This is a genomic window from Novipirellula artificiosorum, assembly GCF_007860135.1.
GTDB lineage: Bacteria > Planctomycetota > Planctomycetia > Pirellulales > Pirellulaceae > Novipirellula_A > Novipirellula_A artificiosorum.
Genome location: NZ_SJPV01000013.1, coordinates 111,352 through 134,033, shown reverse-complemented (window position 1 = coordinate 134,033; position 22,682 = coordinate 111,352). Strand labels below are relative to the sequence as shown.

General features: G+C 55.1%; 20 protein-coding genes. 11 read left to right on the top strand and 9 right to left on the bottom strand.

The window, feature by feature from the left end; translation table 11 throughout:
• The first annotated feature begins 27 nt into the window (after positions 1 to 27).
• Both Poly41_RS27175 and Poly41_RS27170 read left to right on the top strand, forming a co-directional pair.
• Positions 28 to 1,062, top strand: a complete 1,035-nt coding sequence (locus tag Poly41_RS27175; protein WP_146530509.1) for a DUF6807 domain-containing protein — start codon at positions 28 to 30, stop codon at positions 1,060 to 1,062.
• Positions 1,063 to 1,104: 42 nt separating this feature from the next.
• Positions 1,105 to 2,589 carry a BNR-4 repeat-containing protein gene (locus Poly41_RS27170; protein WP_146530508.1) on the top strand — a complete coding sequence of 495 codons (1,485 nt, stop codon included), beginning with the start codon at positions 1,105 to 1,107 and terminating at the stop codon, positions 2,587 to 2,589.
• A 249-nt stretch (positions 2,590 to 2,838) separates the two neighbouring features.
• On the opposite strand, the gene dcd is transcribed toward Poly41_RS27170, so the two are convergent.
• Positions 2,839 to 3,417, bottom strand: coding sequence for a dCTP deaminase (dcd, locus tag Poly41_RS27165; RefSeq protein WP_146530507.1), 579 nt, complete (start codon positions 3,415 to 3,417; stop codon positions 2,839 to 2,841).
• 214 nt (positions 3,418 to 3,631) lie between these two features.
• On the opposite strand from dcd, the gene Poly41_RS27160 reads away from it, so the two are divergent.
• From Poly41_RS27160 to Poly41_RS27140, 5 genes are all read left to right on the top strand, one after another.
• Positions 3,632 to 4,369, top strand: coding sequence for an LON peptidase substrate-binding domain-containing protein (locus Poly41_RS27160; protein ID WP_231615984.1), 738 nt, complete (start codon positions 3,632 to 3,634; stop codon positions 4,367 to 4,369).
• 156 nt (positions 4,370 to 4,525) lie between these two features.
• Positions 4,526 to 6,370, top strand: a complete 1,845-nt coding sequence (locus tag Poly41_RS27155) for a chloride channel protein (RefSeq protein WP_146530506.1) — start codon at positions 4,526 to 4,528, stop codon at positions 6,368 to 6,370.
• Positions 6,371 to 6,465: 95 nt separating this feature from the next.
• The gene (locus Poly41_RS27150; protein WP_146530505.1) at positions 6,466 to 7,266 is read left to right on the top strand and encodes a 3-keto-disaccharide hydrolase; all 801 of its coding nucleotides are present in this window, start codon (positions 6,466 to 6,468) and stop codon (positions 7,264 to 7,266) included.
• Positions 7,267 to 7,272: 6 nt separating this feature from the next.
• Positions 7,273 to 8,223 (top strand): sugar phosphate isomerase family, encoded by a 951-nt coding sequence (locus Poly41_RS27145; protein WP_146530504.1) that lies wholly within the window; start codon positions 7,273 to 7,275, stop codon positions 8,221 to 8,223.
• Positions 8,223 to 8,972, top strand: a complete 750-nt coding sequence (locus Poly41_RS27140) for a sulfite exporter TauE/SafE family protein (RefSeq protein WP_146530503.1) — start codon at positions 8,223 to 8,225, stop codon at positions 8,970 to 8,972. The genes Poly41_RS27145 and Poly41_RS27140 overlap by 1 nt, the downstream gene beginning before the upstream one ends.
• Here the strand turns inward: Poly41_RS27140 and Poly41_RS27135 are convergent.
• Entirely contained in the window at positions 8,969 to 10,423 is a 1,455-nt protein-coding gene (locus tag Poly41_RS27135) for a DUF1501 domain-containing protein (protein ID WP_146530502.1), read from the bottom strand. The genes Poly41_RS27140 and Poly41_RS27135 overlap by 4 nt on opposite strands.
• Before the next feature lie 5 nt (positions 10,424 to 10,428).
• Positions 10,429 to 12,912 carry a DUF1553 domain-containing protein gene (locus Poly41_RS27130; protein ID WP_146530501.1) on the bottom strand — a complete coding sequence of 828 codons (2,484 nt, stop codon included), beginning with the start codon at positions 12,910 to 12,912 and terminating at the stop codon, positions 10,429 to 10,431.
• Positions 12,913 to 13,139: 227 nt separating this feature from the next.
• On the opposite strand from Poly41_RS27130, the gene Poly41_RS27125 reads away from it, so the two are divergent.
• From Poly41_RS27125 to Poly41_RS27115, 3 genes are all read left to right on the top strand, one after another.
• Positions 13,140 to 13,841 (top strand): lysophospholipid acyltransferase family protein, encoded by a 702-nt coding sequence (locus Poly41_RS27125; protein WP_146530500.1) that lies wholly within the window; start codon positions 13,140 to 13,142, stop codon positions 13,839 to 13,841.
• A gap of 122 nt (positions 13,842 to 13,963) precedes the next feature.
• Positions 13,964 to 15,223, top strand: coding sequence for a prepilin peptidase (locus Poly41_RS27120; protein ID WP_231615983.1), 1,260 nt, complete (start codon positions 13,964 to 13,966; stop codon positions 15,221 to 15,223).
• Positions 15,224 to 15,247: 24 nt separating this feature from the next.
• Positions 15,248 to 16,144, top strand: a complete 897-nt coding sequence (locus Poly41_RS27115; RefSeq protein WP_146530499.1) for an O-fucosyltransferase family protein — start codon at positions 15,248 to 15,250, stop codon at positions 16,142 to 16,144.
• 44 nt (positions 16,145 to 16,188) lie between these two features.
• Here Poly41_RS27115 and Poly41_RS27110 read toward each other — a convergent pair whose 3' ends face one another.
• From Poly41_RS27110 to Poly41_RS27090, 4 genes are all read right to left on the bottom strand, one after another.
• Positions 16,189 to 16,494 carry a hypothetical protein gene (locus tag Poly41_RS27110; RefSeq protein ID WP_146530498.1) on the bottom strand — a complete coding sequence of 102 codons (306 nt, stop codon included), beginning with the start codon at positions 16,492 to 16,494 and terminating at the stop codon, positions 16,189 to 16,191.
• A gap of 750 nt (positions 16,495 to 17,244) precedes the next feature.
• Entirely contained in the window at positions 17,245 to 18,021 is a 777-nt protein-coding gene (locus Poly41_RS27100; protein ID WP_146530496.1) for a class I SAM-dependent methyltransferase, read from the bottom strand.
• Positions 18,018 to 19,223 carry a DUF3419 family protein gene (locus Poly41_RS27095; protein ID WP_146530495.1) on the bottom strand — a complete coding sequence of 402 codons (1,206 nt, stop codon included), beginning with the start codon at positions 19,221 to 19,223 and terminating at the stop codon, positions 18,018 to 18,020. The genes Poly41_RS27100 and Poly41_RS27095 overlap by 4 nt, the downstream gene beginning before the upstream one ends.
• Positions 19,224 to 19,258: 35 nt before the next feature.
• The gene (locus Poly41_RS27090) at positions 19,259 to 20,152 is read right to left on the bottom strand and encodes a UDP-2,3-diacylglucosamine diphosphatase (RefSeq protein WP_197231673.1); all 894 of its coding nucleotides are present in this window, start codon (positions 20,150 to 20,152) and stop codon (positions 19,259 to 19,261) included.
• Between the two features lie 207 nt (positions 20,153 to 20,359).
• Between Poly41_RS27090 and Poly41_RS27085 the strand changes: the two genes are divergently transcribed.
• Positions 20,360 to 20,830, top strand: coding sequence for a PhoH family protein (locus Poly41_RS27085; protein WP_231615981.1), 471 nt, complete (start codon positions 20,360 to 20,362; stop codon positions 20,828 to 20,830).
• Here Poly41_RS27085 and Poly41_RS27080 read toward each other — a convergent pair.
• Positions 20,817 to 21,017, bottom strand: a complete 201-nt coding sequence (locus Poly41_RS27080) for a hypothetical protein (protein WP_146530494.1) — start codon at positions 21,015 to 21,017, stop codon at positions 20,817 to 20,819. The two genes, Poly41_RS27085 and Poly41_RS27080, sit on opposite strands and share 14 nt — an antisense overlap.
• A 94-nt stretch (positions 21,018 to 21,111) precedes the next feature.
• Entirely contained in the window at positions 21,112 to 21,684 is a 573-nt protein-coding gene (locus Poly41_RS27075; protein WP_146530493.1) for a hypothetical protein, read from the bottom strand.
• Between the last annotated feature and the right edge of the window lie 998 nt (positions 21,685 to 22,682).

The following is a 22,682-nucleotide window of genomic DNA, read 5'->3' as shown; positions in this document are numbered from 1 at the left end:
TCGTTCCCTTTCCTTCAAGTTCCTACCATGAAGCCCCTCCGTTTCTTGTGTTCTTTGTTCCTGCTTTTGGCCGCTGCGTTGAGCGACTCCAGCGGGCAAGAGCCGCGCGTCCGATGCGAACAGACCGATGATGCAATTTTGGTTTCCGTTGATGGAAAATCCGCATTGCGATACAACAAGTCGATTCAAAAACCTCCGAAGAATATGGAGTCGGTTTACCAACGCAGCGGCTACATCCATCCGGTTTACTCACCAAACGGCCAAATCGTCTCGGGTGATTTTGCACCGGATCACGCTCATCAGCACGCATTATTCGGTGCCTTCGTTCAGACGACATTTGAAGGGCAGCGGCTTGACTTTTGGAACCAATTGAAGAAGGAAGGACGCGTATCGCATGTGGCTGTAACGCGTGTCGAGAGCGGCAATCAATCCGGCACCTTCTCGGTCAAGTTGCTTCATGAATCGATTCGCGATTCAGCGCATCCCGTCGCCGTGCTCGAAGAGGTGTGGACCGTAACGGCCTATGCGACCGGGGAGCCTGCGGTCGTTTTTGACATCGAGTCCGAAATCACCTGCGTCGCGGAATCGGAGCTCACCATCAACAAGTATCACTATGGCGGAATGGCGTTTCGTGGTAGCAATCAGTGGGTCACCGAAGCGAGTGAAAAAGCGATGGGGCAGTACATCAAGAAGGCAGCGGAGCAACCCGATTTGCCACTACCTGAAATGGAAGTCGCACGGCATCAATTTCTGACGAGCGATGGCAACCGGCGTTTCAAAGGGAACGCATCGCACCCAAAATGGGTCAGCATTTATGGCCCGGTTGATGGCCGGTTGTGCGGGATGGCGATGCTAAGCCACCCCAGCAACTTCCGCTTCCCTCAGGCGGTGCGCTTGCATCCGAGCAAGCCCTACTTCTGCTTTGCACCCATGGTCGATGGTGCCTTCGTTCTCAAACCGGGTGACAAACTCCGGGAACGCTACCGATACGTCGTTTTCGATGGTGAGCCCGAGGCGGACATGCTGCACGGCCAATTCGATGACTTTGCATCGCGAAACTGAACCATTGCTTCGATCACAATACTCGCAAGAAAGACCATTCCCATGAGATCCCTCTCGATTGGCTGGATTGTCTGCGTCGCCACCCTTTTGCCCGATGCGGCTTTCGCTCAAGAGCCCGAAGTCGAAGCCGAGTCAACACGGCGGATTGACGGCTACAAGGGCATTTGGTTTACACTCGGCCAATTCTACGGCAAGGGTTCGGATGGCGAAGTCTATGCAGCCAGATCGCGAGATCCAACCTTTCCATTTGGCGATAAGTATTCGGGTGGTTTAGGAACCTACACCGCAAAACATACCCCCTTGGCGATCTATTGCGCCGACGTCGAGAAGACCTTTTTCGTGTACGGTGGAACCACGGGGCCAGATCAACGCCACTTGTTGTGCATGGTCTCGTACTACGATCACAAGACCAACCGCGTCCCAAAACCGGTCGTGGTTTATGACAAGAACGGCGTCGACGATCCCCATGACAATCCAAGCTTAGCCGTCGACGATCGTGGCCACATTTGGGTGTTCGTTTCTGGACGCGGATCCGCTCGTTCCGGTTTCAAGTATCGCAGCGTGAAGCCGTATCAAATCGATGCATTCGAGCAGGTCTCTGAGGAAGAGATGACTTACCCTCAACCTCATTTCGTTGCAGCCCAAGGGTTCTTGCATTTGTTCACCAAGTACACTGGCGTTCGCGAATTGTATTTTGAACGAAGCCGAGATGGACAAGATTGGAGCCAAGACCTCAAGCTAGCCGGTATCCGTGAACCAGGTGATCAAAAGGGCGGGCACTATCAGACCAGCGCCCGGACCGGCAACCGGATCGGAACGTTTTTCAATCGGCATCCCAATGGAAATGTCGATGCACGTACTGATATCTACTATGCCCAAACCGAAGACATGGGGACAACATGGACCTCCGTTGACGGAAGCACGTTGTCGTTGCCTCTCACGGACGTTGAAAATCCTGCTCGGGTGATCGACTACGCCTCTCAGGGACAAAACGTGTACCTCAAAGACATGGCGTTTGACGACCAAGGAAACCCGGTCTTCTTGTATGTGACCAGCTCCGGTCATGAGCCTGGCCCGCCCAACGATCCACGTCAGTTCCGAATCACTCACCATGATGGTGCCAAATGGAAAACAAGCATCATCTGTTCAGCCGACCACAACTATGACATGGGAAGTCTGTATTTGTTGAACGATCGATGGATGGTCTGTGTTCCCGCAGAGACGGGGCCGCAACCCTACCAAGCCGGTGGCGAGATGGTGATGTGGGAAAGCCGAGATGATGGCCAACATTGGCGACTGTCGCGACAATTGACGGTCGATAGCCCTAGCAATCACAACTATGCTCGACGGCCGATCGACGCAAAGGATCCCTTTTTTGTCTTCTGGGCGGACGGAGACCCCACGACACTTAGCCAGAGCCATCTGTACTTTGCCGATTCCACTGGCCAGCACGTGTTCGAACTGCCGTACGAGATGACCGCCGCGGAAGCAGAACCAAGCCGGATGGAGAAACGGGAGGAACGTTGAGTCACCCTGGAAAAAAAGGCCAGCCGTCCGGAGGGAAATTGGACGACTGGCCGATCTTCTTCTTCGGTTTGCGCCGCAGGGGGCCAACAAAGGCGTCCGGTGGCAGGTAGAGTCCACGTCGAGACTCCTCGCCCCCATCTTAATCAGAAACGCCGCCAACGTCAGCGCAAAAAGAATGGGTGGATCGATTCAATTCTGCCCAGAAAAACGGGAGATCGTGCCCGAAAGAGACGTTTTCTCTCGATTGCGTCAGCGAACGCCGTGCAGCAGTTCCTCGAAATTCAGCTCCAATTGCTCGTCACGTTGGTCGCAATCGAATTCCCGAAAGATCAGACTCGGCTGGATATCGCGGCTATTTTGATACTTGTCACTGTAGCCATGGTTGCATTCGCCTTCGATTTGCAGGTAGTAGATCTGGCAAACCCGCATGTTCGGGTAGATCCGCACGGGCTGCACGCAGTGCATTTCCAAGGTCCATGTACCGCAATAGCCAACATCGCCCAGTGCTCCACCGGGATTGATAAACAGCCCCAATCGTCCGAACGAGCTGCGGCCTTGAATCATCGGCACCAAACCGCGAGTCTCGGTGTATTCGACGGTGCGTCCCAGATACAGTTGGCCGGGCTGTAGCGTCAGCCCCTCGTCGGGAATTTCCAGCCGCCGGTAGCGGTTCGGCGTGGCTGCATCGAGTACCACTTCCTCGTAGACGAGCAATTCGTGGTGCAGCGACAAGTCGTAGCTGTTGGGGTTGATCCGGTCAGCGTCAAACGGATCGATGACCAAGTCACCGTTTAACCTACGCCTAATTTCGTCACCCGATAGAAGCATTGGTAATCTTGTGGGGGTTCAGTGGAAGGCTTTGTCGAAAAAGTTCTCGCCACGGCGATAGATCTGATTGTCTGCGACGATTGGGCTGGAGTCAATGATTTGTGGGCCCACAAGATGCTCTTGGTCGGATATATTTGTGGGTAGATCCGACCGGGTTGTCTTTGACGGTTCATCGCTTGGGGAAGATCAGCGTGTGCGAATCAAGAGGTTTTGAGTGAACGACTTGGACGACGTGATGCAGTTGCCCGACGACTTTGACGGCCGGGTGCGTTTGTTTCCGTTACCCGATTTGGTCCTGTTTCCTCATGCGATGCAGCCGCTGCACATTTTTGAACCTCGGTATTGCGAAATGCTCACCGAATCGCTGTCATCGGACCGATTGATCGCCATGGCCACGCTGACTGGGGGTATTTCAGCGGTCAAAGCCGATTCGCCACCGATTGCAACGACGGTCTGTATCGGTCGCATCCTGTCGCACGCCGAACTCGAAAACGACCGGCATAACCTCTTATTGGTCGGAACCAAGCGGGCAACCATTATCCGTGAACTTGATACGGGCCGCTCTTTTCGAACCGCCGAGGTCGAGGTGCACCCCGATATCTATCCACCGGCCGGGGCAGAATCTCGGCGTGAGGTCAAGAAGAAACTGCTCGAGGCATTTGCGACAGTGATCCCGCCGAGTCAGCAAGCAACGCAAAGTCTGACCGAATTGATGGCTGGGCAGATGGGATTGGGGCCGATCACCGACATCATTTCTTACACGTTGCCGTTCGAGGTGCAGGCAAAGCTGAGGCTACTGAACATCGCGAACGTAGACGAACGGGCCATCGAACTGATTGAGTTGCTGCGAAGTGGTACGGTTCAGCTGAGTTCGGTATCGATCGAGGAGCAATCGGGAGACGCCGGTTCGGGCGGCAATCCGCCATTTCCGCCACCCTTTAGCCTGAATTGAGCTGGGAACGGAGATCGCGAGCTCGATTTGCGACGCGTTGTCGATTCGGTAGCGAACCGTTATCGTGTTGATCTCGAGCGGGCGACGTCGCTTGAGTGACCTGTTCCGTTTGGCGGCCCCTGGTCGTGGCCCACTTCTATCTTCCTCACGTGAATCGTGAAAGCTATCCGAACAATTTTGGAGTCTTTTGATCTCCGCTCCTCTGGTAAATGGATTGTGCTGGCATCGCTGGTCGGCGTCGTCGCTGGACTTGGCGCGATCATTTTTCAGCTCCTTGGCCAGTTAGTCGTCCACGTCTCGCTCAGCCAGTTTGCAGGTTACGCACCTCCCGAAGCGGCCGGCGAGCACGTTTTGTTCGAGCACCCCAGTGGCACGATGGTGCCTTGGATGATTGTCTTGATCATGATGATCGGTGGATTGATTTCGGGGCTGCTCATCTACACGTTTGCTCCCGAAGCTGAAGGACACGGCACGGACGCGGCGATCGACGCCTTCCACAATAAACGGGGTGTCATCCGCGGACGAATCCCCTTCATCAAGACGATTGCCTCTGCCATTACCTTGGGAACCGGCGGTTCGGGTGGACGGGAAGGTCCGATTGCGCAAATCGGTGCGGGTTTTGGCTCTTGGCTTGGAACCAAACTCAAACTGTCGCACCGTGATCGTCGCATCATGTTGGCCGCGGGGATGGGAGCCGGTGTCGGAGCGATCTTCCGTGCTCCCTTAGCAGGAGCGGTTTTCGCGGGTGAAATTCTCTACAGCGACGCAGACTTAGAAGCGGACGTGATCGTGCCGGCCGCAACCTCATCGATCGTCGCGTACAGCGTCTACACGCAATCGCTGCCCGCCGAGACACGCTTCATGCCGTTGTTTGGCGACGCGCTCGAACATTCTTTCAACTCGCCGATCGAGTTGATCCCGTATGCTGCGTTGGCCGTCATCTTGACCATCGTCGGCATGATCTATGTGAAGACCTTCTACGGCACCCACGATCTGTTCCATCGTTTGCCGATCATCCCTCACATCCGACCTGCGATCGGAGCGGGTTTTGCAGGGATCCTTGCGATCGGACTGTTGCACCTTTTTCAGGGCGACACGCGAGTGTTCGCCACACTCGGAACGGGCTACGGCACGCTGCAAACGGCGTTGACGTCCGCGGCTGATCTTGGCGTTCCGCTGCTGCTGACCATCGCATTCGCGAAAATTGCGACCACCTCCCTGACGATCAGTTCGGGCGGCTCGGGTGGTGTGTTCGGTCCGTCGATGGTGATTGGCGGTTGCCTCGGAGCGGCAGTCGGATTGGGGTTCCAGTCCATTTGGCCGTCCGTCGTCACGGAGCCCGAAGCCTTCGCCGTGGTCGGCATGGCCGGCTTTTTCGCGGGAGTCGCGCGAGCGCCGGTGTCGACGATCATCATGGTTCGCGCGATGACCGGCGACTTTGGCTTGTTGGTCCCCACGATGTTGGTCGTGACGTTGACCTTTGTGACCAGCCAAAATTGGACGCTGTACCGAAAACAAGTCCCCACGCGAATGGATTCGAAAGCCCATCGAGGTGACTTCATCATTGATGTTCTCGAAGGACTTCGCGTCCGTGACGTGTTTAAGCCGGAACGCAAGTTGATACTGATTCCCGAAGGCATGAAGCTCGATGACATTGTGCATCGACTGGCTCGCAACCACCAGCACTACTTCCCGGTCGTGGACGCCGAGAACTCGATCGTCGGCATTTTCACAGACAACGACGTTCGATCGTATCTCTACGATGACACGTTGTGGGAGTTGGCCGTCGCGCGTGATGTCATGGTCACCAATTTCACGAGTGTCGGTCCTGATGACGACTTGAACACGGCGTTGAAGCGGTTTACCTCCATGAATGTCGATGAGTTGCCTGTCATCGAACCCAAGAACAAAACGAAGCTGCTTGGCATGATTCGCCGTAAAGAAGTGATCTCCGCCTACAACCAACGGCTGATGGAACACAAAGAAGCTGCGGCCGAGTGACACACCACGCTGGCACCACTTTTGTGTAGAATTCCTTTCTGAAAGAATTGCCCCCGTTCAATCTGACCTTCCCCGCCTTTTGGAGTTGTACCCCCATGAACCGACTGCTTCTGTCTGCAATCCTTGCCACCTCGTTCTGTCTCTTGAGCCTTGCGACCTCGACCCACGCAGAGGAACCGACGGTTGGGAAATGGGTTTCGCTTTTCAACGGCAAGGATCTTGAGGGTTGGACCCCTAAGATCCGCAACCATGAACTTGGTGATAATTTTGCCAATACCTTCCGCGTCGAAGACGGGTTATTGAAGGTTCGCTACGATGGCTACGAGGCGTTTGACCAAACGTTCGGCCATCTGTTCTACAACCAACCCTTTTCGAATTATCGTTTTCGCGTGGAGCACCGCTTTGTGGGCGACCAGTGCAAAGGGGGGCCGGGTTGGGCCACTCGTAACAGTGGCGTGATGATTCATGGTGAAGACCCAAAGACAATGGCAGTGGATCAAGATTTTCCGGTGTCGATCGAAGTTCAACTGCTTGGCGGGAATGGCAAGGACAAGCGAACCACCGCGAACCTTTGCACCCCGGGCACCAATGTGGTCATGAACGGCGACTTGTTTATGCCACACTGCACCAGTTCGACGTCGGAAACGTACCATGGCGAGCAATGGGTCACGGTCGAAATCGAAGTGCATGGCAACCGTTTGATCAAGCACATCATCGACGGAAAAACCGTACTCCAATACGGCCAACCCCAACTCGATGAACGCGACGGTCATGCCAAAGAATTGGCGGAAAAGCAAGGCACCGTCCAGCTCTCGGGCGGTTCGATCTCGCTGCAATCAGAAAGCCATCCGATCGACTTTCGAAAGGTTGAAATCATGATCCTGGAAGACGAGTAACCCAACATGTCAAGCAAGGCCGACGTTACAAAGAAAGTGAGTGCGATTGCACCCGCTTGGTGGGACTACACCACTTTGGAGCAAGCGTTGATCGAGGAAGCGGCGGCGTTGTCGATTGCAGAGATTCAATCGCTCTCGCGACCCGGCTTCCAAGTCGTGATCTACGATACGCTCGAAGACTTTTATCTTGCCGAAGCGCTCGAATACGTTGATGCGTGGCGGCAATCGACCGACGACAACCCCGTCGGCATTTGCGGACCGATCGGGCCAACGGAACAATTGCCGCTGGTGGCTCGCTTGATCAACACGCTCGACATCGATGTGCGAAGCGGGCACTTTTGGGGAATGGACGAATGGGTGATCGACGGCAAGGAAGTCTCGCCATCCCATCCGTTGTCGTTCGAGAAATGCGACCGTGAAGCGTTGTTTGATCGTCTCGATTCAAGGCTGCGGATGCCAAATGCGAACTTGCATTTCCCCAGAGCGGACACCGGAGTGTATCGAGCCAGTTGGGAGGACGGTGTCCGGTGTGCCGTGATGCAGGGCGGACAGGGTGACGTCAAGCATTGGGCGTTTAACGATCCGCTGCGGCGCGAAGGCCAGTGGGCGGACGCACCGCCAACACCTCAGCAGTATCGTCAATTGGGAACACGTGTGGTTGAGTTGCACCCGTTAACGATTGCTCAAAACGCGCGAACCAGCGGTGGTGGGAACATTTCGTTGGTGCCAACCTCGGCCGTAACCGTCGGACCACTGGAAACGTGGAAAGCCGAGAAGGTTTCCATCTGGCATGCCGGCACCCACGACAACCCCTTCGGCCAACGATTGACGGCGTTCATGATCTCAAAAGGCATCGCCAACTCGGCGGTTCCGATGTCGTTGCTTGCCGATCATCCCAACGTGCAATTCAATTATTACCGCGCCGGCATCGGCACTTGCTCGATCGAAATGCATTGATGCTCAGCAGCCTTTCCATGCTTGACATGGTTTACCTCGTCATCGGCGCCCTGGGGATCGGATTCAGCAAGTCCGGATTTCCAGGCGTCAGCATGTTGCATGTGATCGTGTTTGCATTGGTTTTCGGTACAAAAGAATCCACCGGTGTTTTATTGCCAATGCTTGTCATCGGCGATTTCTGCGCGATCAAGTTTTTTGGTCGCAAGGCGGATTGGAGCCATGTGCGCAAATTGTTGCCGCCGACCTTGCTGGGAATCGTGATGGGTTGGCTGTTGATGGGGCGTTTAAACGAAGACGCGTTCCGTTTACTCGTGGGCACCATCATCATGGTGTTGACGGGGATTCAGGTGCTGCGGCTATGGCGTCCCGAATCGTTTGATGGGGTGCCGCACACGCCATGGTTTGCAATTGTATTGGGACTGCTTGCCGGAATGACCACGATGTTAGCCAACGCTGCCGGACCGGTGGTGGCCTTGTATTTGGTGGCCGTCAACATGCCCAAATGGGAATTGATCGGCAGCAGCGCCTGGTTGTTCTTGGTCCTGAACCTGATCAAATTGCCGCTCAGCTTTAACCTCGGATTGATTCACCTCGAATCCTTGGTGGTCGACGCGATGTTTGCTCCCGCCATCCCGATCGGCATGTTGGCGGGTCGTTGGTTGGTCAGCCGCGTGCCGCAACGCTGGTTCAACAGCATCTTGTTGGCATTCACGGCGATTGCCGCAGCACGGTTACTGGGTTGGATCTAGGCGATGATCTCGTGAATCGGTTCGACCGCTTCGACCCCCACGAGTTTTTGGTTCAAGCCGCCGTAAAAATAAGACAACCGATTGGGGTCCAATCCCATTTGATGCAAGATTGTGGCGTGTAGATTCTTGACTTCCAGCGGATTCTCCGCCGCCTTCGACCCCAGTTCATCGGTGGTCCCGTGGCTGATGCCCCCCTTGATCCCACCGCCAGCCATCCACATGGTGAAGCCAAACGCATTGTGGTCGCGGCCGGTTCCCTGAGCGTATTCCGCGGTCGGTTGGCGACCAAACTCGCCGCCCCAGACCACCAATGTTTCGTCCAGCATCCCGCGGTTCTTCAGGTCGGCTAGCAGGGCTGCAATCGGTTGATCGGTCTCGCCGGCGTGTCGGTTATGGTTCGCTTCCAAGTCACCATGAGCATCCCAATTCGCATCGTTGTGCGATCCACCACTATACAATTGGATAAACCGAACCCCTCGTTCGACCAATCGGCGAGCAATCAAGCATCGTTTGCCAAAATCGCGTGTCAACGGATCGTGGACACCATAACTTTGCAGTGTCCGGGCATCTTCGGATTCAAGATCAACCGCTTCCGGGGCAGTCGATTGCATTTTGTAAGCCAATTCGTAGCTGGCGATACGTGATGACAAATCATCATTTCCGGGCCGATCCTCTAGATGCCGAGTGTTGGCCTGTTGAATCGAATCGATCAATTGACGTTGGACACCGCTAGGCAGGTCACTCGGTGGAGCCAGGTCCAGGATCGGTGCTCCCTCGCTGCGAAACACGTTGCCTTGATAAGTGGCCGGCATGTAGCCGCTGCTCCAATTCTTTGCGCCGCTGATCGGGCCACCGCTTGGGTCAAGCATGACGACAAAGCCAGGTAGATTCTCGTTCTCGGTTCCGAGACCGTAGGTCAACCAAGATCCCATCGCCGGATTGCCCGACAAAATTTTGCCGCTATTCATCATCAACATTGCCGAGCCATGGATTGGCGAATCAGCCGTCATGGAATGCAAAAACGCAATGTCATCGACGTGTTTAGCGAGATGCGGAAACAACGTGCTGACGTATTTACCGCATTGCCCGTGTTGCTGGAACTTCCATCGAGGTTCAACGATCCGGCCACCTGATTTGTGCCCTCCGCGACCAAACGTTTTCACCTCGACCGTTTTTCCGTCCATGCCGATCATGCTGGGTTTGTAGTCGAAGGTATCAATGTGACTTGGCCCCCCATACATGAACAGAAAGATCACCGATTTCGCCTTGGGAGCAAAATGCGGCGGCTTGGCGGCCAAGGGGTTGACGAAGGTCGCTTCCGTGGCCGCAGTGGACTCAAAAAACCGGTCCGCGGACAGCATCGACGCCAATGCGGTGGCACCGAAACCCGCCCCGGTTTGCCAAAGGAACTCGCGTCGCGTTCGGCCACAGAAGTTGTTTTGTTTCGTCATCTCAATCAATCCACAAACAGAAATTCGTTCCAGTTCATTACCGTCAAAGCAAACAGCTCGACCGCGCGATCTCGATCGATTCGATCGTTGGCTTGCAGGGACTCGATCAGTTCCTTTCCCTCAACGAGCTCGGCATCGGTCGCATCGCGTGCAAACACGATGCGGATCGTACGCCGCACGACCTCTTCGTTACTCAAACCCGCCGCCTCGATCGACTTGGCGAGTCGCTTGGCTTGCACATGAACAAAGTCGCTGTTGAGCAGCGACAACGCTTGGCCCGGTTGCAGCGTCATGAACCGAGCCTCACACGTTTGATCCGGATCCGGAAAATCGAACACACTCAAAATTGGCGTCAAGAGGGATCGTTTGACATGAATGTAGACACTCCGTCGGTTCCGCTCAGCCGACGACGAATCCCCCCATCCTTTACCGGGTACCGATTGCCCGGCCAGCACCTCGGCCGACAAGGCTTCATAGAAACTGGGGCCGTAAACCGCAGGATTGAGTGATCCGTTGACCGCCAGGATTGAATCGCGAACCTCCTCGGCACTCAATCGCCGTGAATCAAACCGCCAGAACAGATCATTGCCAGGATCAACTTCCAAGCCATCGCTTCGCGATCTCGATGACATTTGATACGCACGGCTGTTCATTATCAGTCGATGCATCGATTTGATTCCCCAATCGCGACGAACAAATTCTTGAGCGAGCCAATCGAGCAGTTCAGGGTGTGTCGGTGGGGTGCCGAGTTGACCAAAGTTGTTGCTGCTGCGAACGATACCGCGACCAAAATGGAATTGCCAGATCCGATTGGCCATCACGCGAGCCGTTAGCCGATTGTCAGGCGACGTCATCCATTCCGCCAGGACCCGGCGACGCCCCCACGATGCGTTGCCATAGGCATCGGTGCGACGACCGTTGTCCCCAACACCGTCTGGCGGCTCGGACAAGCGAGGCTCGTCCGCCTCAAAGATATCTGGAAACGACGGCTGGACCTCCTCGGCGGGCGAATGCGGGTTGCCGCGAAACAGGACGAAGGTCTTGGTCGGCTTGGCGGTATAGCGAGCCAAGCCCATGACCGATTCTCGCGGCGGCAATGCCTTTGCATCGGCCCTGGCTTGATCCAACTGCTTCCTTAGCGAGGTGTATTGCGACAACTGCTGCTGCGACAAATGATGCTTCAGCTTGGCATCGAGAACCTTTTTTCGCTCACGCGGTGACCCTTCGGTAGCCCGTTGGTCCGCTGCAGCCATTTTGAGGATGCCCGCCTGCTCGAACGCTTGCATCTGAGATTCGATCTGACGCTGCAGTTCGTCGTTGGCATGGTAGGCTTCATTGAGTTGCTCCGACGAAACGTCAATTTGGTGGTTCGACGTTTGGTCCCCTCGCGTCCCGTAACGTGTCACGTCCTCGAAGAACGCCAACATGCTGTAGTAATCCGTCTGCGGGATCGGATCGATTTTGTGGTCGTGACAGCGAGCGCAATTGACCGTCAGCCCTAGAAAAGTCTGGCCGGTCGTCGTGATCAAGTCATCCAACTCGTCATAACGAGCTTGCATCGGATCGGCCGGTTCGTCGTCCCAAATCCCAAGCCGGTAGTAACCGGTCGCCGTCAGTGTTTCGTTGGTGACGTGATCCAGTTCATCGCCAGCAATTTGTTCTTTGACGAAACGGTCGTATGGCTTGTCCTCGTTAAACGATTGGATCACATAGTCGCGGTACTTCCATGCGTTCGGTTTTGGGTTGTCTCGCTCAAAGGAGTTCGTCTCGGCGTAATGCACCAAGTCCAACCAATGCCGTCCCCATCGTTCCCCGTAGTGGGGGGACTGCAACAGTCGATCGACCAGTTTGGCAAATGCACCCGGATCGGGATCGCTAGCAAAGGCGTCCACGTCGGCGGGTGCGGGTGGCAATCCGGTCAAATCGTAAGAGGCTCTTCGAATCAGCGTCTGGCGATTTGCAGAAGGGTTGGGTTTCAAGCCAGAGCGGTGAAGCGAATCGTACACGAACGCGTCAATGGGATTCTTGTTCCATGCAGCGTCATCGACCTGCGGCGGCGAAACCTCCCTCATCGGCTCAAACGACCAATGTTTGCTCCACCGTGCTCCCTGTTCGATCCACGATGAAAGGAGCTCGATCTCTTCCTCAGGAACCGGATCTTGCCACGGCGGCATTCGTTCGTAGGGATCGTCCGTGGTGAGCCGTGCGATCAGCATACTGGATTCGACATCCCCAGCGACGATGGCATGGTCCCCCGAATCGGCTGCCGACATGGCGGACTCAAACTCGGCAAACGAAACGCCACCTTCGGCCAAGTCAGGACCGTGGCATGAAAAGCAACGCTTTGCCAGGATGGGTTGGATCTGCTGAGCAAAATCGATTTGCGGCGCCGATACATCGGCAAGCGCCGAATCCCCCCACCCCAATGCCGATAGCAAAAGGATCCCCCCAAAAGGCCATCGCATCCGGTTCCAACTATGAGAGTCCATCGTGATTCGGTCTGTGCGGGGGAGGGAGAAGGGAAGGCGACCTGCGGCATATTATCCCAGTCTGACAAACAAATCGCAACTCGGCTCTCAAGAAACGCACGTTTCGATTGAGTTTCTTTGCTCAAATTGGAGCGGGATCTGGCAAATTCGGCATTCACTTGGCGACACAAAACCCGTATATCCCAATCTTGCAAAATAACTCCATTTGGCCCCAAAGTTGGTTCTGAATGACAATCATGAAAAAGTTCGCTGCCTGGGCACTCGGATGCTTGATCGGGTTGATGATCACCGTGCTGCGCAAAACCTGCCGGTATTATTATCACGACGACCCTCGCGAGGAGCTTGATGCTCGCGGAATCGGTCACGTCTACGCCGCCCTCCATGCTCACCAGATCGCCGGATCGATGGCCTGTGAACGCGGCACCGTTGCCATGGTCTCGCGTAGCACCGATGGTGAAATCGTTGACCCGCTGCTGCGGTTTTGCGGCCATTTGCCCGTTCGCGGCAGCAGTGGTGGGGCGAGCAAGGGAGGCACGACGGCGCTAAACCAAATGATCCGATTGGTCAATGAGGGCCGAGTGGCAACGATCGCCGTGGATGGGCCACAGGGCCCACGAGGCCGGGTGTCGGGAGGCATTGCGCTACTAGGCAATAAGACGCGAGCGGCAGTCCTGCCCGCCGTCATCATTCCCCAACGCCGCTGGATCATGACATCGACTTGGGATCGCTTGCAGGTTCCAAAACCATTTTCGCGAATTGATGCCTATTTTGGCAAACCGCTACGTACCGAACCAGGCGAGACACTCGAAGCCTTTACGCTGCGTATCGAGAACGAACTGCATCGGCTAGAAAAGAGGGTGGACGGTGGCGAAGCGAAACACTTGGTCAGTCGAAATCCCGAGAAAAAAGAGACGCGTCATGCGGCCTAGTGAACCGTCAGCATTAAATGTTTGGGTAGTGGAACTTAAAAAGTAGACGAAGCACTAGCGAGAGTCGAACGACAAGAGAATACAGGATCGATGCTGTGATCAACTTCTGGATGGGGCTCGCGATGCCTCTGCGACTAGCGATCCTCATGCTCGTTGGGATCATCGCTGGGGCCGTCGCCAACTATGTGATCTACACATGGTGTTGGTACCCCCGACCGATTGATCCCTGGGCGCCTGCGGACCTCAAAGCACCCCCGCGTCGCGCCAGCGACCGGATTCCGATCATCGGTTGGTTTTCTCTCGCTCGCGAATCGTCGATCCATGGACGCGGCTTTTGGGTTCGTCCCGTGCTTATCGAACTAAGCTTAGCGGTCGCCTTGCCGGCACTCTACTGGTACGAGACACAAGCGGGTGGGCTGCTGCCCATTTCACAACTCGCTGCCGCGCAGGTCCCCGCGGTGTTGACCGCGTTTGAGCCACGGGGAACGCAGATTTTTTTGGGTCACGCCGTACTCTTGGTCTTGATGGTCGCTGCAACCTTCATTGACTTTGACGAACAGACCATCCCCGATGAAATTACCATTCCGGGGACGCTCTTTGCTTTGCTGATTGCATCGATTTCCTATTGGCAATTTATGCCAATGTCGTGGCCAGTCGCCGGAGTTCCCGAAACATTCAAGCCCACCACCTTCGAAATGCCTTGGTGGCCATCGATGGCGAAGTGGTGGACCAGCACAGGGCTACTAACAGGATTGGCGATTTGGAGCGGGTGGTGCTTTGCCCTGGCCGACCGACGATTGATTCTTCGCCGTGGTTTGGCCAAAGCAGTGGAGTTCTTTTGCGCTGGCCTGGTTCGCCATTCGACTTGGAAGGTTTTGTTTGCCATTTGGCTCACGGGTATGTTGGCCATCAGTGTGGTTTTCAAAATCGGCGGTGCTCATTGGCATGGATTGTTTTCGGCCTTGGTCGGTTTGGCGGTCGGAGGCGGCGTGATTTGGGCGATTCGAATCATTGCGTCGAGTGCGATGGGCGTCGAGGCGATGGGGTTTGGCGATGTCACCTTGATGGCCATGATCGGCGCGTTTGTCGGTTGGCAAGCGGCGGTCATCGCGTTCTTTCTATCACCCTTCGCCGCGATCGTCATCGTGCTCATCCAATACGTGATCACCCGAGAACCGCGAGTGCCGTTTGGTCCCTATCTGTGTGCTGGCACGCTCATGACGGTTCTCGGTTGGAATGCGGTCATGAATCAGTGGTTCTTGCCGAACCTGCTGTTTCTCGGCAATTTCATTCTCTGGCTCTGCTTGGCGATGCTGGGCTTGATGGGAGTGTTGCTATTCATTTGGCGTCACATCAAACAAGCAATTTTCTCGCCACATTAAACACATGGTTTCAAGGATCTCTCCATGATTGTCGTCGCTCGAGAATACGGACAATTGGGCAACCGATTGTGGCTTTATGCACACGCCATCGCCGCCGCGGAGGAATACGGCGTTTCCGTAGCAAATCCCTGTTTCAACGAATACGCGAATCTGTTTCCTCGCACAGCCCGCGATCCATGGTGCCGGTATCCGCTGGCAACGGAGTTCGATCAAGAAAGTCCAATCGTCTCGTCACGTCATCGCGCACTGCTGAGCCAAAGCACCTATCTCGCTGCAAAGTCCATGTACCTCGCCCGGTTCCGACGTTTCCCAGCACACGTCCTGCGCCTCAGGAACGACCAATCACTTGACATGACAAGCCCGGCATTTGAAAAGATGGCAAAGAGCAACCGTCACACGATGCTGCTCGGGTGGCTTTTTCGATGCCAGTCGTTTCTCGAAAAACATGCGACAAAAATCCGCGACCACTTTCAACTTCACGAGTCCGACCAGATCGCAATTGACCGCTTCCTCAGCCCGATCCAGAGCGAAGCAGATTTGGTGGTGGGGGTACACATTCGCCATGGAGACTACGCAACGTTTTTGGGAGGCCGCTACTTCTTTCCCGTCAGCGATTATGTTGCCGCCATGCACGAGATCCAACAACAACTCGCCCCGCGCCGCGTCGCGTTCATGGTCTGCAGCAACGCGGAGCATGATGCTGGCGATTTCCATGGTTTGAATGTCCATTTCGGCCCCGGCCACCTACTGCACGACATGTACGCCTTCGCGAAGACCGACCTGATCATCGGCCCTCCGAGCACCTACACCGGATGGGCCGCGTTCTACGGAAACGTACCTAGAAAAGAGCTCGATCGCGATCGCGGTCCCATCGACTTGAAGACCCTCCAATCGACAATCCTGGGGCGGCCTGCAGCGTGAAGTTCGCCACCGAGCCTCTCGACCTCTGCCCAATCTTCTCTTCGCTATGCCTCCTCCAATTTCACGATTAGTGGATCAACCGCTTTCGGCGTGTAGCCGTACCTTTTAAGAACTGCCGGTGTAAGTCCTGCAATCAGTCTTTGGTAGATCCGATTACTACTCAACCGAAGTTGCTGGTCAGCATGGGAGAGATAATGGTCAGCCATTACCTTCGGAGTCACACCGGCGTCTTTGGCGACTTCGATCTGTTGATCGCCATCCACGGCCGTTTGCAGATGGGTCTTTCGGAAGACGTGGACACCGGCTTCGTCGTGACCGGATGTTCGGATCGACCCAAGATCTTGAACCACACTTTTAGGAACTCGGAACCATTTTCTCACATCCCATTTGTCGGTTATATCGAAGTGATATTCACCATCGACAATACGTAGATCGCACCACCTTAGGCTGGCAACGGCGGTGCGCCTGGAGCCCGACCAAAGGAACACCTGCGCAGCTAGTTCGGCAACCTTGACCAGGGGGATGACTCTACCCGCATCGTTCGTTGGGCGGCGCAGATTGCAGTCGGCCCAAAACGGATGTTCAGAATGGTCACGTCTACGTTCGGTTCATTTACCGAGATCGAATGGGGAGCGGCTCGATTTAATCATTCGGAGTGGTTTCTATCGATGACGAAGATTGCATTGCCGTGATCCGAGCCACTTCCCGTTGGGAAAGCCCATCGACGTAGACCATGCGTCGAATGAGTTCAAACTGTTCCATGTTGAGCACCTAAGGTTCCTCCGAAGCCGGCCAGTTGAGAGAGCTAGAAAAGCACTCCAACAAACCGATTTCGGCCCCTCAAGTAAGCCCCCATCGCCTTTGGCTACCACCATTCGGGTGGAGCCCGTTTTGGCTGCCACACTGGTCCCCTTGAAGCGAGCGATCAATGCTGGAATTCGGTGTCGTAATACACGCGACGGCTGACACCAATTTCAGGCGGTCGTTCCTTCGCTATCCCGGTGCCGATGCAACGAACTGGCGAGGCGAGCAAGCGATTCGACCGTCTGTGGTGAATCGCAAAGTCTGGGGAGGCAAGCGATTGAGCAGGCATTCAACGGCTACAGATCGGGGCGCGGTGGTTTTCGTCCAACGAACCGGTAATGCGGAGCACGCAGCAGCGGCAGGTAAGGAACTTTGCCTAGCTGTTCCTTGAACTGCTCCACTTCAAAGCGACGGTGTAGCAGTGGGATGTGATCGCCGCTGAGAAAGACATTGTCCGCCGCAAACCAATGCGTCCAAAACGCACGGCGAAGCCAACCGTGTTGTCGAGACCCCTCTTGGGCATACTTGCGAGAGACGTAAAAGTCGGTAACCGCAATGATCCCACCCGGCCTCAACAAACTTTCCGCGACGGCGATGGCCTCGAACCAATCCGGGATCATTGTCAACGAGTACGAGAACGTGACCACGTCTACGCTGTCCGGCGGCAAGTCAAATTGAGTGGCGTCTGCCAGATGAATGCGGACGCCTTCCAGGCCCGCTTGCTTGATTCGTTGCGAGGCAATTTCCAGTAGTGAAGACGAAAGATCGACCAGATGAATCTCGCTTAATGAATGAGCAGCCTCTCCAGCCAGGACGACGTTTTCACCGGTACCCGCCCCTAGATCGACCCAAATGCCATTGCTTGGAAAGTCAATGCTTCTGATCAATTCTCGCCGACCGTGGAGCATCCGGGCACGAAACGAGTCGTAATTCTCCGCCTGTCCGCCGTAAAACGATTCCAATCGTTCCGCATGGGTTTCGCCACGGATCGGATGAAACAATAAGTGCCGAAGCACCTGCAGATCGCTACGGAGCGACTTGGGTGGCGAACTGGAGGGGATCGGATCGCTCATGCCGCAACCCCCGCGAGGTCCGCGATGTAAAAGCTGCCGTACGTATGAACGCGATCCCGAGCGTGCAGATCCGCAGCCATCTCAGGATGATATCGGAGCAACTCGCCGATCTGCACTTCTTTTCCATCTGCCAGAACGGTCAGTGGATTCACAAAGTCGACCTGGAGTGCTGCACTGCGCCACAGGACCCGCGACTGCGGGGAAGCGCGGTTGATGATGCTTTGCCATTCGGCTTCCAACAGATCAGGATACTGGTCGTACATCCAGTCCATGTGGTCCAGCAGCACGAATCGCGAAATGCTACCGCGATGACCAGCGAGAAAGCCTTGCACGGTATTGCTGTGGGTTGTGACCCGATCGACCAACCCGTCCTTGAGCGCCTGAAAACTGTCCGCCTTGAGATACTCGGGACAACACTCCGGCGTGTACTGACCCGTCAGATAGACGCGCCAGAAGTAGTTATCATGCAAAGGAATCTTCTTAAACACAGCCTCAATACGATCTTGGATGAATCGGACGATACCACCCGGATAGATGCGATCAATCTGCTTTCGCTGGCTGCGGGGAACACCCAGCATGGCGAGCGTGGCATCGCGTTGCAGGAGCCAGCGGAGCGGCTTTCGCCAGAGCAAGTCATTGACGTTTCTGGCGTCATAAACCTCTTGCTGCTGCTGAATCGTCTTGGTGGCCAGGATTTCCTCGATCGCTTCGCGAATCGCGGGCGATCGATTGATGTATCCGCTTATCACCCAAGCGAAAAAGCCAGCCGTACCCCGATAATAGAAACTCTTGCGCGGTCCCGAGCCGTCGAAGAATCCGATGCGGCGATCCCACACCCGCTGGTACGTCGGTTGCAACTGCCGGCGGACAACATCGTGATAGAGCGCGGGCCATTGATGGTGGAAACCGAGTCCGAAAACGCGAAAGAAGTCCTCAAACGTGAGACTGCGAATGGCGGCGATCTTCAACTCCAAGAGTGCATTCTGCAAGGGATTCATGTCGACCGCAAAAACATGCTCGGGTGCCTCGATCGCGTAATCCAGTGCGTTACAGCCAGCCGATGTGATCACCAGCACGTTATCGTCGCTACCCAATTGGAGTGCTTCGCGGTCTAGTTTCGGATCTTCCCAGCACGTGTTGTAAACCAGGTTTTTCTTGTGCACGTAGGAGAAGCACTTTTGACCAACCCATTGTCTGACCATCGAAGGCATCCAGGATAATTGAGGGCAAGGAAGAGCTAAGCGGCAAACTCTGTGAGATCGCTTGCCGCGGTGAGTGAGACTTGGCAGGAAAGATCTTTGTCCTGCGCTGCGAATCCCTCCCACTCTTTGCCGGCGTCACGCCGATCTCCGAGATCAAGCTGCCGGTGGTGCGAGTATCTCGAAGTCAACTCCAGCCGGCCATCGTGATGCTCGACCAGACCGGTGCAGTTTTCAACCCAATCGCCCGTGTTGAAATAGAGCATCGAATCGGATTGCACGATGTCGGGCGTATGAATGTGACCGCAGATAACTCCTTCACACTCGCGCTGGCGAGCGTGCTGCTGTATTTTCGATTCGAACTGGCTAATGAATCTCACACCTCGCTTGACGCGATTCTTCATGACCGAGCAAACGCCATACGGGTTCTCTTGCTCACCCAGTAACCACCGATGGAACCACCAGTTCAGACTCAGGCAAGTGTCATAAAAGGGAGTGATTGCCTTGGAAATCCACTGCAAACGGGTTTCAAAGATGTCGAACAGGTCACCGTGGGTAACCAGTAATTTCCAGCCGCGGACTGTTTCAAGAATGAATTCATTGGCCACCTCGAAATGCGGAAAGCCCCGAGGGAGCATTTCGTAAAACGCACAGTTCCTGAGGAAACAATCGTGGTTGCCCGGCACGTAGAAGATTCTTGTTCCCGCTTGCGCCAGACCCACAAGGTGAGCGATGATCTGATCGCATTCGTCCGACCAATGCCAGCCGGAGTTGATTTTCCAGGTGTCAATAAAGTCACCGACGATATAGAGTTTGTCGGGGACATAACCGCGCAGAAAATGAAGAAATTCTCTGGACTGCGAGTGTTTGCAGCCCAGGTGAACGTCGCTAATCAGCAGAGTCCGGACGGGCGACTTCTCGGCGTTATCCATGTCAGCGTCCTACTGGTTTGAGTGAGTGAACGATTCACACTGTCTAATCCAAGTCCCGACCAATTTTGATCGGATGAAGTGTAGCCGAGCGATGTGTATATCCTGTTAACCGCTGGAGCGAATTGAACGAATATTGCCGGTAGTTTGCGTTAGCAACTTGACGGCATCAGAGGTCACGCGGTGACATATCAGAAGCGATCATCACCATTGCGTTTAACCGACTCGATTGGCCCTCGAAACGCGGAACAAAAATTTGCACTTCGCGCTTTGATGGATGATGATGTCAAGTTCGTTACATTGGCAGGCAAAGCGGGAACCGGGAAAACCCTGCTGGCGCTTGCGGCAGCATTGGAAACGCGTTCCAAATACCAACAGATTCTCCTTGCTCGACCGATCGTTCCATTGAGCAATCATGACCTTGGCTTCTTACCTGGCGACATCAATGCAAAGCTCGATCCCTACATGCAGCCCCTGTTCGACAACTTGAACGTGATTCGCCATCAGTTCCGCGGAACCGAAAAGAAAGCCGAAGCGCTTGACAAAATACTGGAGGAAAAACAACTGGTGATCACACCGCTGTCCTACATTCGCGGGCGCAGTCTGCAAAACCTGTACTTCATCATCGACGAGGCACAAAACTTGACGCCTCACGAAGTCAAGACGATTATCGCGCGTTGATGCGCGCCGCGTAGTCGACCGAGCCATCGGTTCGTAGCGAGCCTGTCAAAAAAGTCGTCTCCCGATCGATCTTGATTCGTGTTTTCGTCGAATCATCGCCGTCAGCGTCGCGAACCAATGATGCCACGACAGCCAGTAACGTCAAGAAAACCGGATGCCATTGCTTGGACATCTTGCAGTCAATCATGTAGGTGTTCCGTTCAACGATCGGGTTGATGAAGCCTCGTTCGCGAGCGTCTCCCGGCTCGCAAGAGTCTCAAACTCGTCAGAGGCGGCCTCGACTACTTCTCTGCCTCGGGGTTTTTTCGCTGGTAACCGACCGCCTTGACGAGTCCTGCCGTCTGTTTCGTGCGAGGTAACCGTTTCTTGATGAAGCTGGGCAGGTGCGAATCAAGCACGAGCAAATCGTGCTCCGGATCCACTCCGCGAACAAAGCTGATTTCAGCACCGTTCAAGCTAACGCTCGGGTCACCAAACCACAGAAATCTGGCCCCCTGAATCTGAGTCACAAAACACAAGGAGTCGACCATGAATTTTTCTTCGTATTTCCATTGCCCGGCGGCAATGATTTGGTGCCTGCCCCCCATCCGATCCGAGAAATTGGACTCCACTCGCTGGATGATTTCCTTTCCGGCCACCGCGATCGCGGCATCCCGGGACACGAAGAACTCGATCTGCAGCTTTTCCCTTTCAACGGGGCCCGCTTGTGTAAATCCCAGGATTCGGGCGACTTCAGGATTCGCGTGCCAAGTTCCTAGCCACGGAGGATGGTCTTCCCAGGTCTCGTTGGCATGGGCTCTGCCGCTTGCCCAACAGACAAAGACTAGGAACATGATTGCGTGAGTGGGTCTCATCAAGATCTCCAAAACAAAGATGACGTTGTGGCATGGCCGATTGCCTCAGGGTGCGAGGCGCGTTGGACTGACACCAAAATATGAAACTGCTTGACGGGATGAATGAAATCGGTTCTGGATGCACGAACTAGGCTACCGATTACTTCGTACAATTCAACGCGGTACCCGGCAAGCCCGCCGCTTCTTTGCTTCATCTCGGAGCAAGGTTAAGGCGAAGTTAAGAACGTTAGGACGAGGATAAGAATATGTGGTGGCGATATCGCAAATGGAAACACGCTGTCGCGCCGATCCTTCTCGCGATCGCGTACGGCTGTTTGCAGAATTTCGTCAAGGGAACCGTTCCCTGGTATGTTGGGTTGGTGTTAGCTTTTTGCGTGGGCGCCGCTTACGTCATCGAAGAGATCGTGTGGAATCTCAAAGGCGGGGGACGTCCATGTCCGGCCTGTAGACACAGGGTCCGCTTGAAGTCTTTTCGGGTGCACAGCACTTGCCCGAACTGCGGCGAGCAGCTTTGATTTTGAGTACCAGTGAACGCCATAGTTACAACGGCTAAAGGGACGAGTCACTAGGGCGCGGTACATCTGTCAATTGGATGAAGCTCCTGCCGCCGGGGGTTTGTAGGGGTTTTCGTCTACGCGCGCATTGCCGTCTGTTTCACGATTCGAAGTCGTCTGGTGATGTGCCTTTTTGGATTGCCTGTCGAGTTCATCAAGCAACTCTTTGGACTTGCCGACCCAGAATGCCACGTCCTCATGGAGGACTGCTCTGGATTGCAGCAATTTGATCAGGTTTTACCGGCGCACCGCATGTCAATGTGCAACACTGCGCCATCGCCCATGCAGGCGCGAGTGGCAGATTCAGAAGAACCTCGCCGCGATGATTCGCAGACGGGCACGGAGCTCGTTGGCTCGGTCGTCCGCCGGGAACCGGTAGCACCCTTGGCGCACCGTCGACCGGGATATCCCTTGTCAAGTTGCACCTCTGCAGAGCTCGACTCC

Excerpts from the sequence above, each read along its gene's own strand:
- Poly41_RS27140 (WP_146530503.1), top strand. The coding sequence starts at position 8,223 with ATGCTCAGCAGCCTTTCCATGCTTGACATGGTTTACCTCGTCATCGGC.
- Poly41_RS27175 (WP_146530509.1), top strand. The coding sequence starts at position 28 with ATGAAGCCCCTCCGTTTCTTGTGTTCTTTGTTCCTGCTTTTGGCCGCT.
- Poly41_RS27150 (WP_146530505.1), top strand. The coding sequence starts at position 6,466 with ATGAACCGACTGCTTCTGTCTGCAATCCTTGCCACCTCGTTCTGTCTC.
- Poly41_RS27080 (WP_146530494.1), bottom strand. The coding sequence starts at position 21,017 with ATGATTGACTGCAAGATGTCCAAGCAATGGCATCCGGTTTTCTTGACG.
- Poly41_RS27130 (WP_146530501.1), bottom strand. The coding sequence starts at position 12,912 with ATGGACTCTCATAGTTGGAACCGGATGCGATGGCCTTTTGGGGGGATC.
- Poly41_RS27090 (WP_197231673.1), bottom strand. The coding sequence starts at position 20,152 with ATGGATAACGCCGAGAAGTCGCCCGTCCGGACTCTGCTGATTAGCGAC.
- Poly41_RS27125 (WP_146530500.1), top strand. The coding sequence starts at position 13,140 with ATGACAATCATGAAAAAGTTCGCTGCCTGGGCACTCGGATGCTTGATC.
- Poly41_RS27135 (WP_146530502.1), bottom strand. The coding sequence starts at position 10,423 with ATGACGAAACAAAACAACTTCTGTGGCCGAACGCGACGCGAGTTCCTT.
- Poly41_RS27095 (WP_146530495.1), bottom strand. The coding sequence starts at position 19,223 with ATGGTCAGACAATGGGTTGGTCAAAAGTGCTTCTCCTACGTGCACAAG.
- Poly41_RS27170 (WP_146530508.1), top strand. The coding sequence starts at position 1,105 with ATGAGATCCCTCTCGATTGGCTGGATTGTCTGCGTCGCCACCCTTTTG.
- Poly41_RS27075 (WP_146530493.1), bottom strand. The coding sequence starts at position 21,684 with ATGAGACCCACTCACGCAATCATGTTCCTAGTCTTTGTCTGTTGGGCA.
- Poly41_RS27120 (WP_231615983.1), top strand. The coding sequence starts at position 13,964 with ATGCCTCTGCGACTAGCGATCCTCATGCTCGTTGGGATCATCGCTGGG.
- Poly41_RS27100 (WP_146530496.1), bottom strand. The coding sequence starts at position 18,021 with ATGAGCGATCCGATCCCCTCCAGTTCGCCACCCAAGTCGCTCCGTAGC.
- Poly41_RS27145 (WP_146530504.1), top strand. The coding sequence starts at position 7,273 with ATGTCAAGCAAGGCCGACGTTACAAAGAAAGTGAGTGCGATTGCACCC.
- dcd (WP_146530507.1), bottom strand. The coding sequence starts at position 3,417 with ATGCTTCTATCGGGTGACGAAATTAGGCGTAGGTTAAACGGTGACTTG.
- Poly41_RS27115 (WP_146530499.1), top strand. The coding sequence starts at position 15,248 with ATGATTGTCGTCGCTCGAGAATACGGACAATTGGGCAACCGATTGTGG.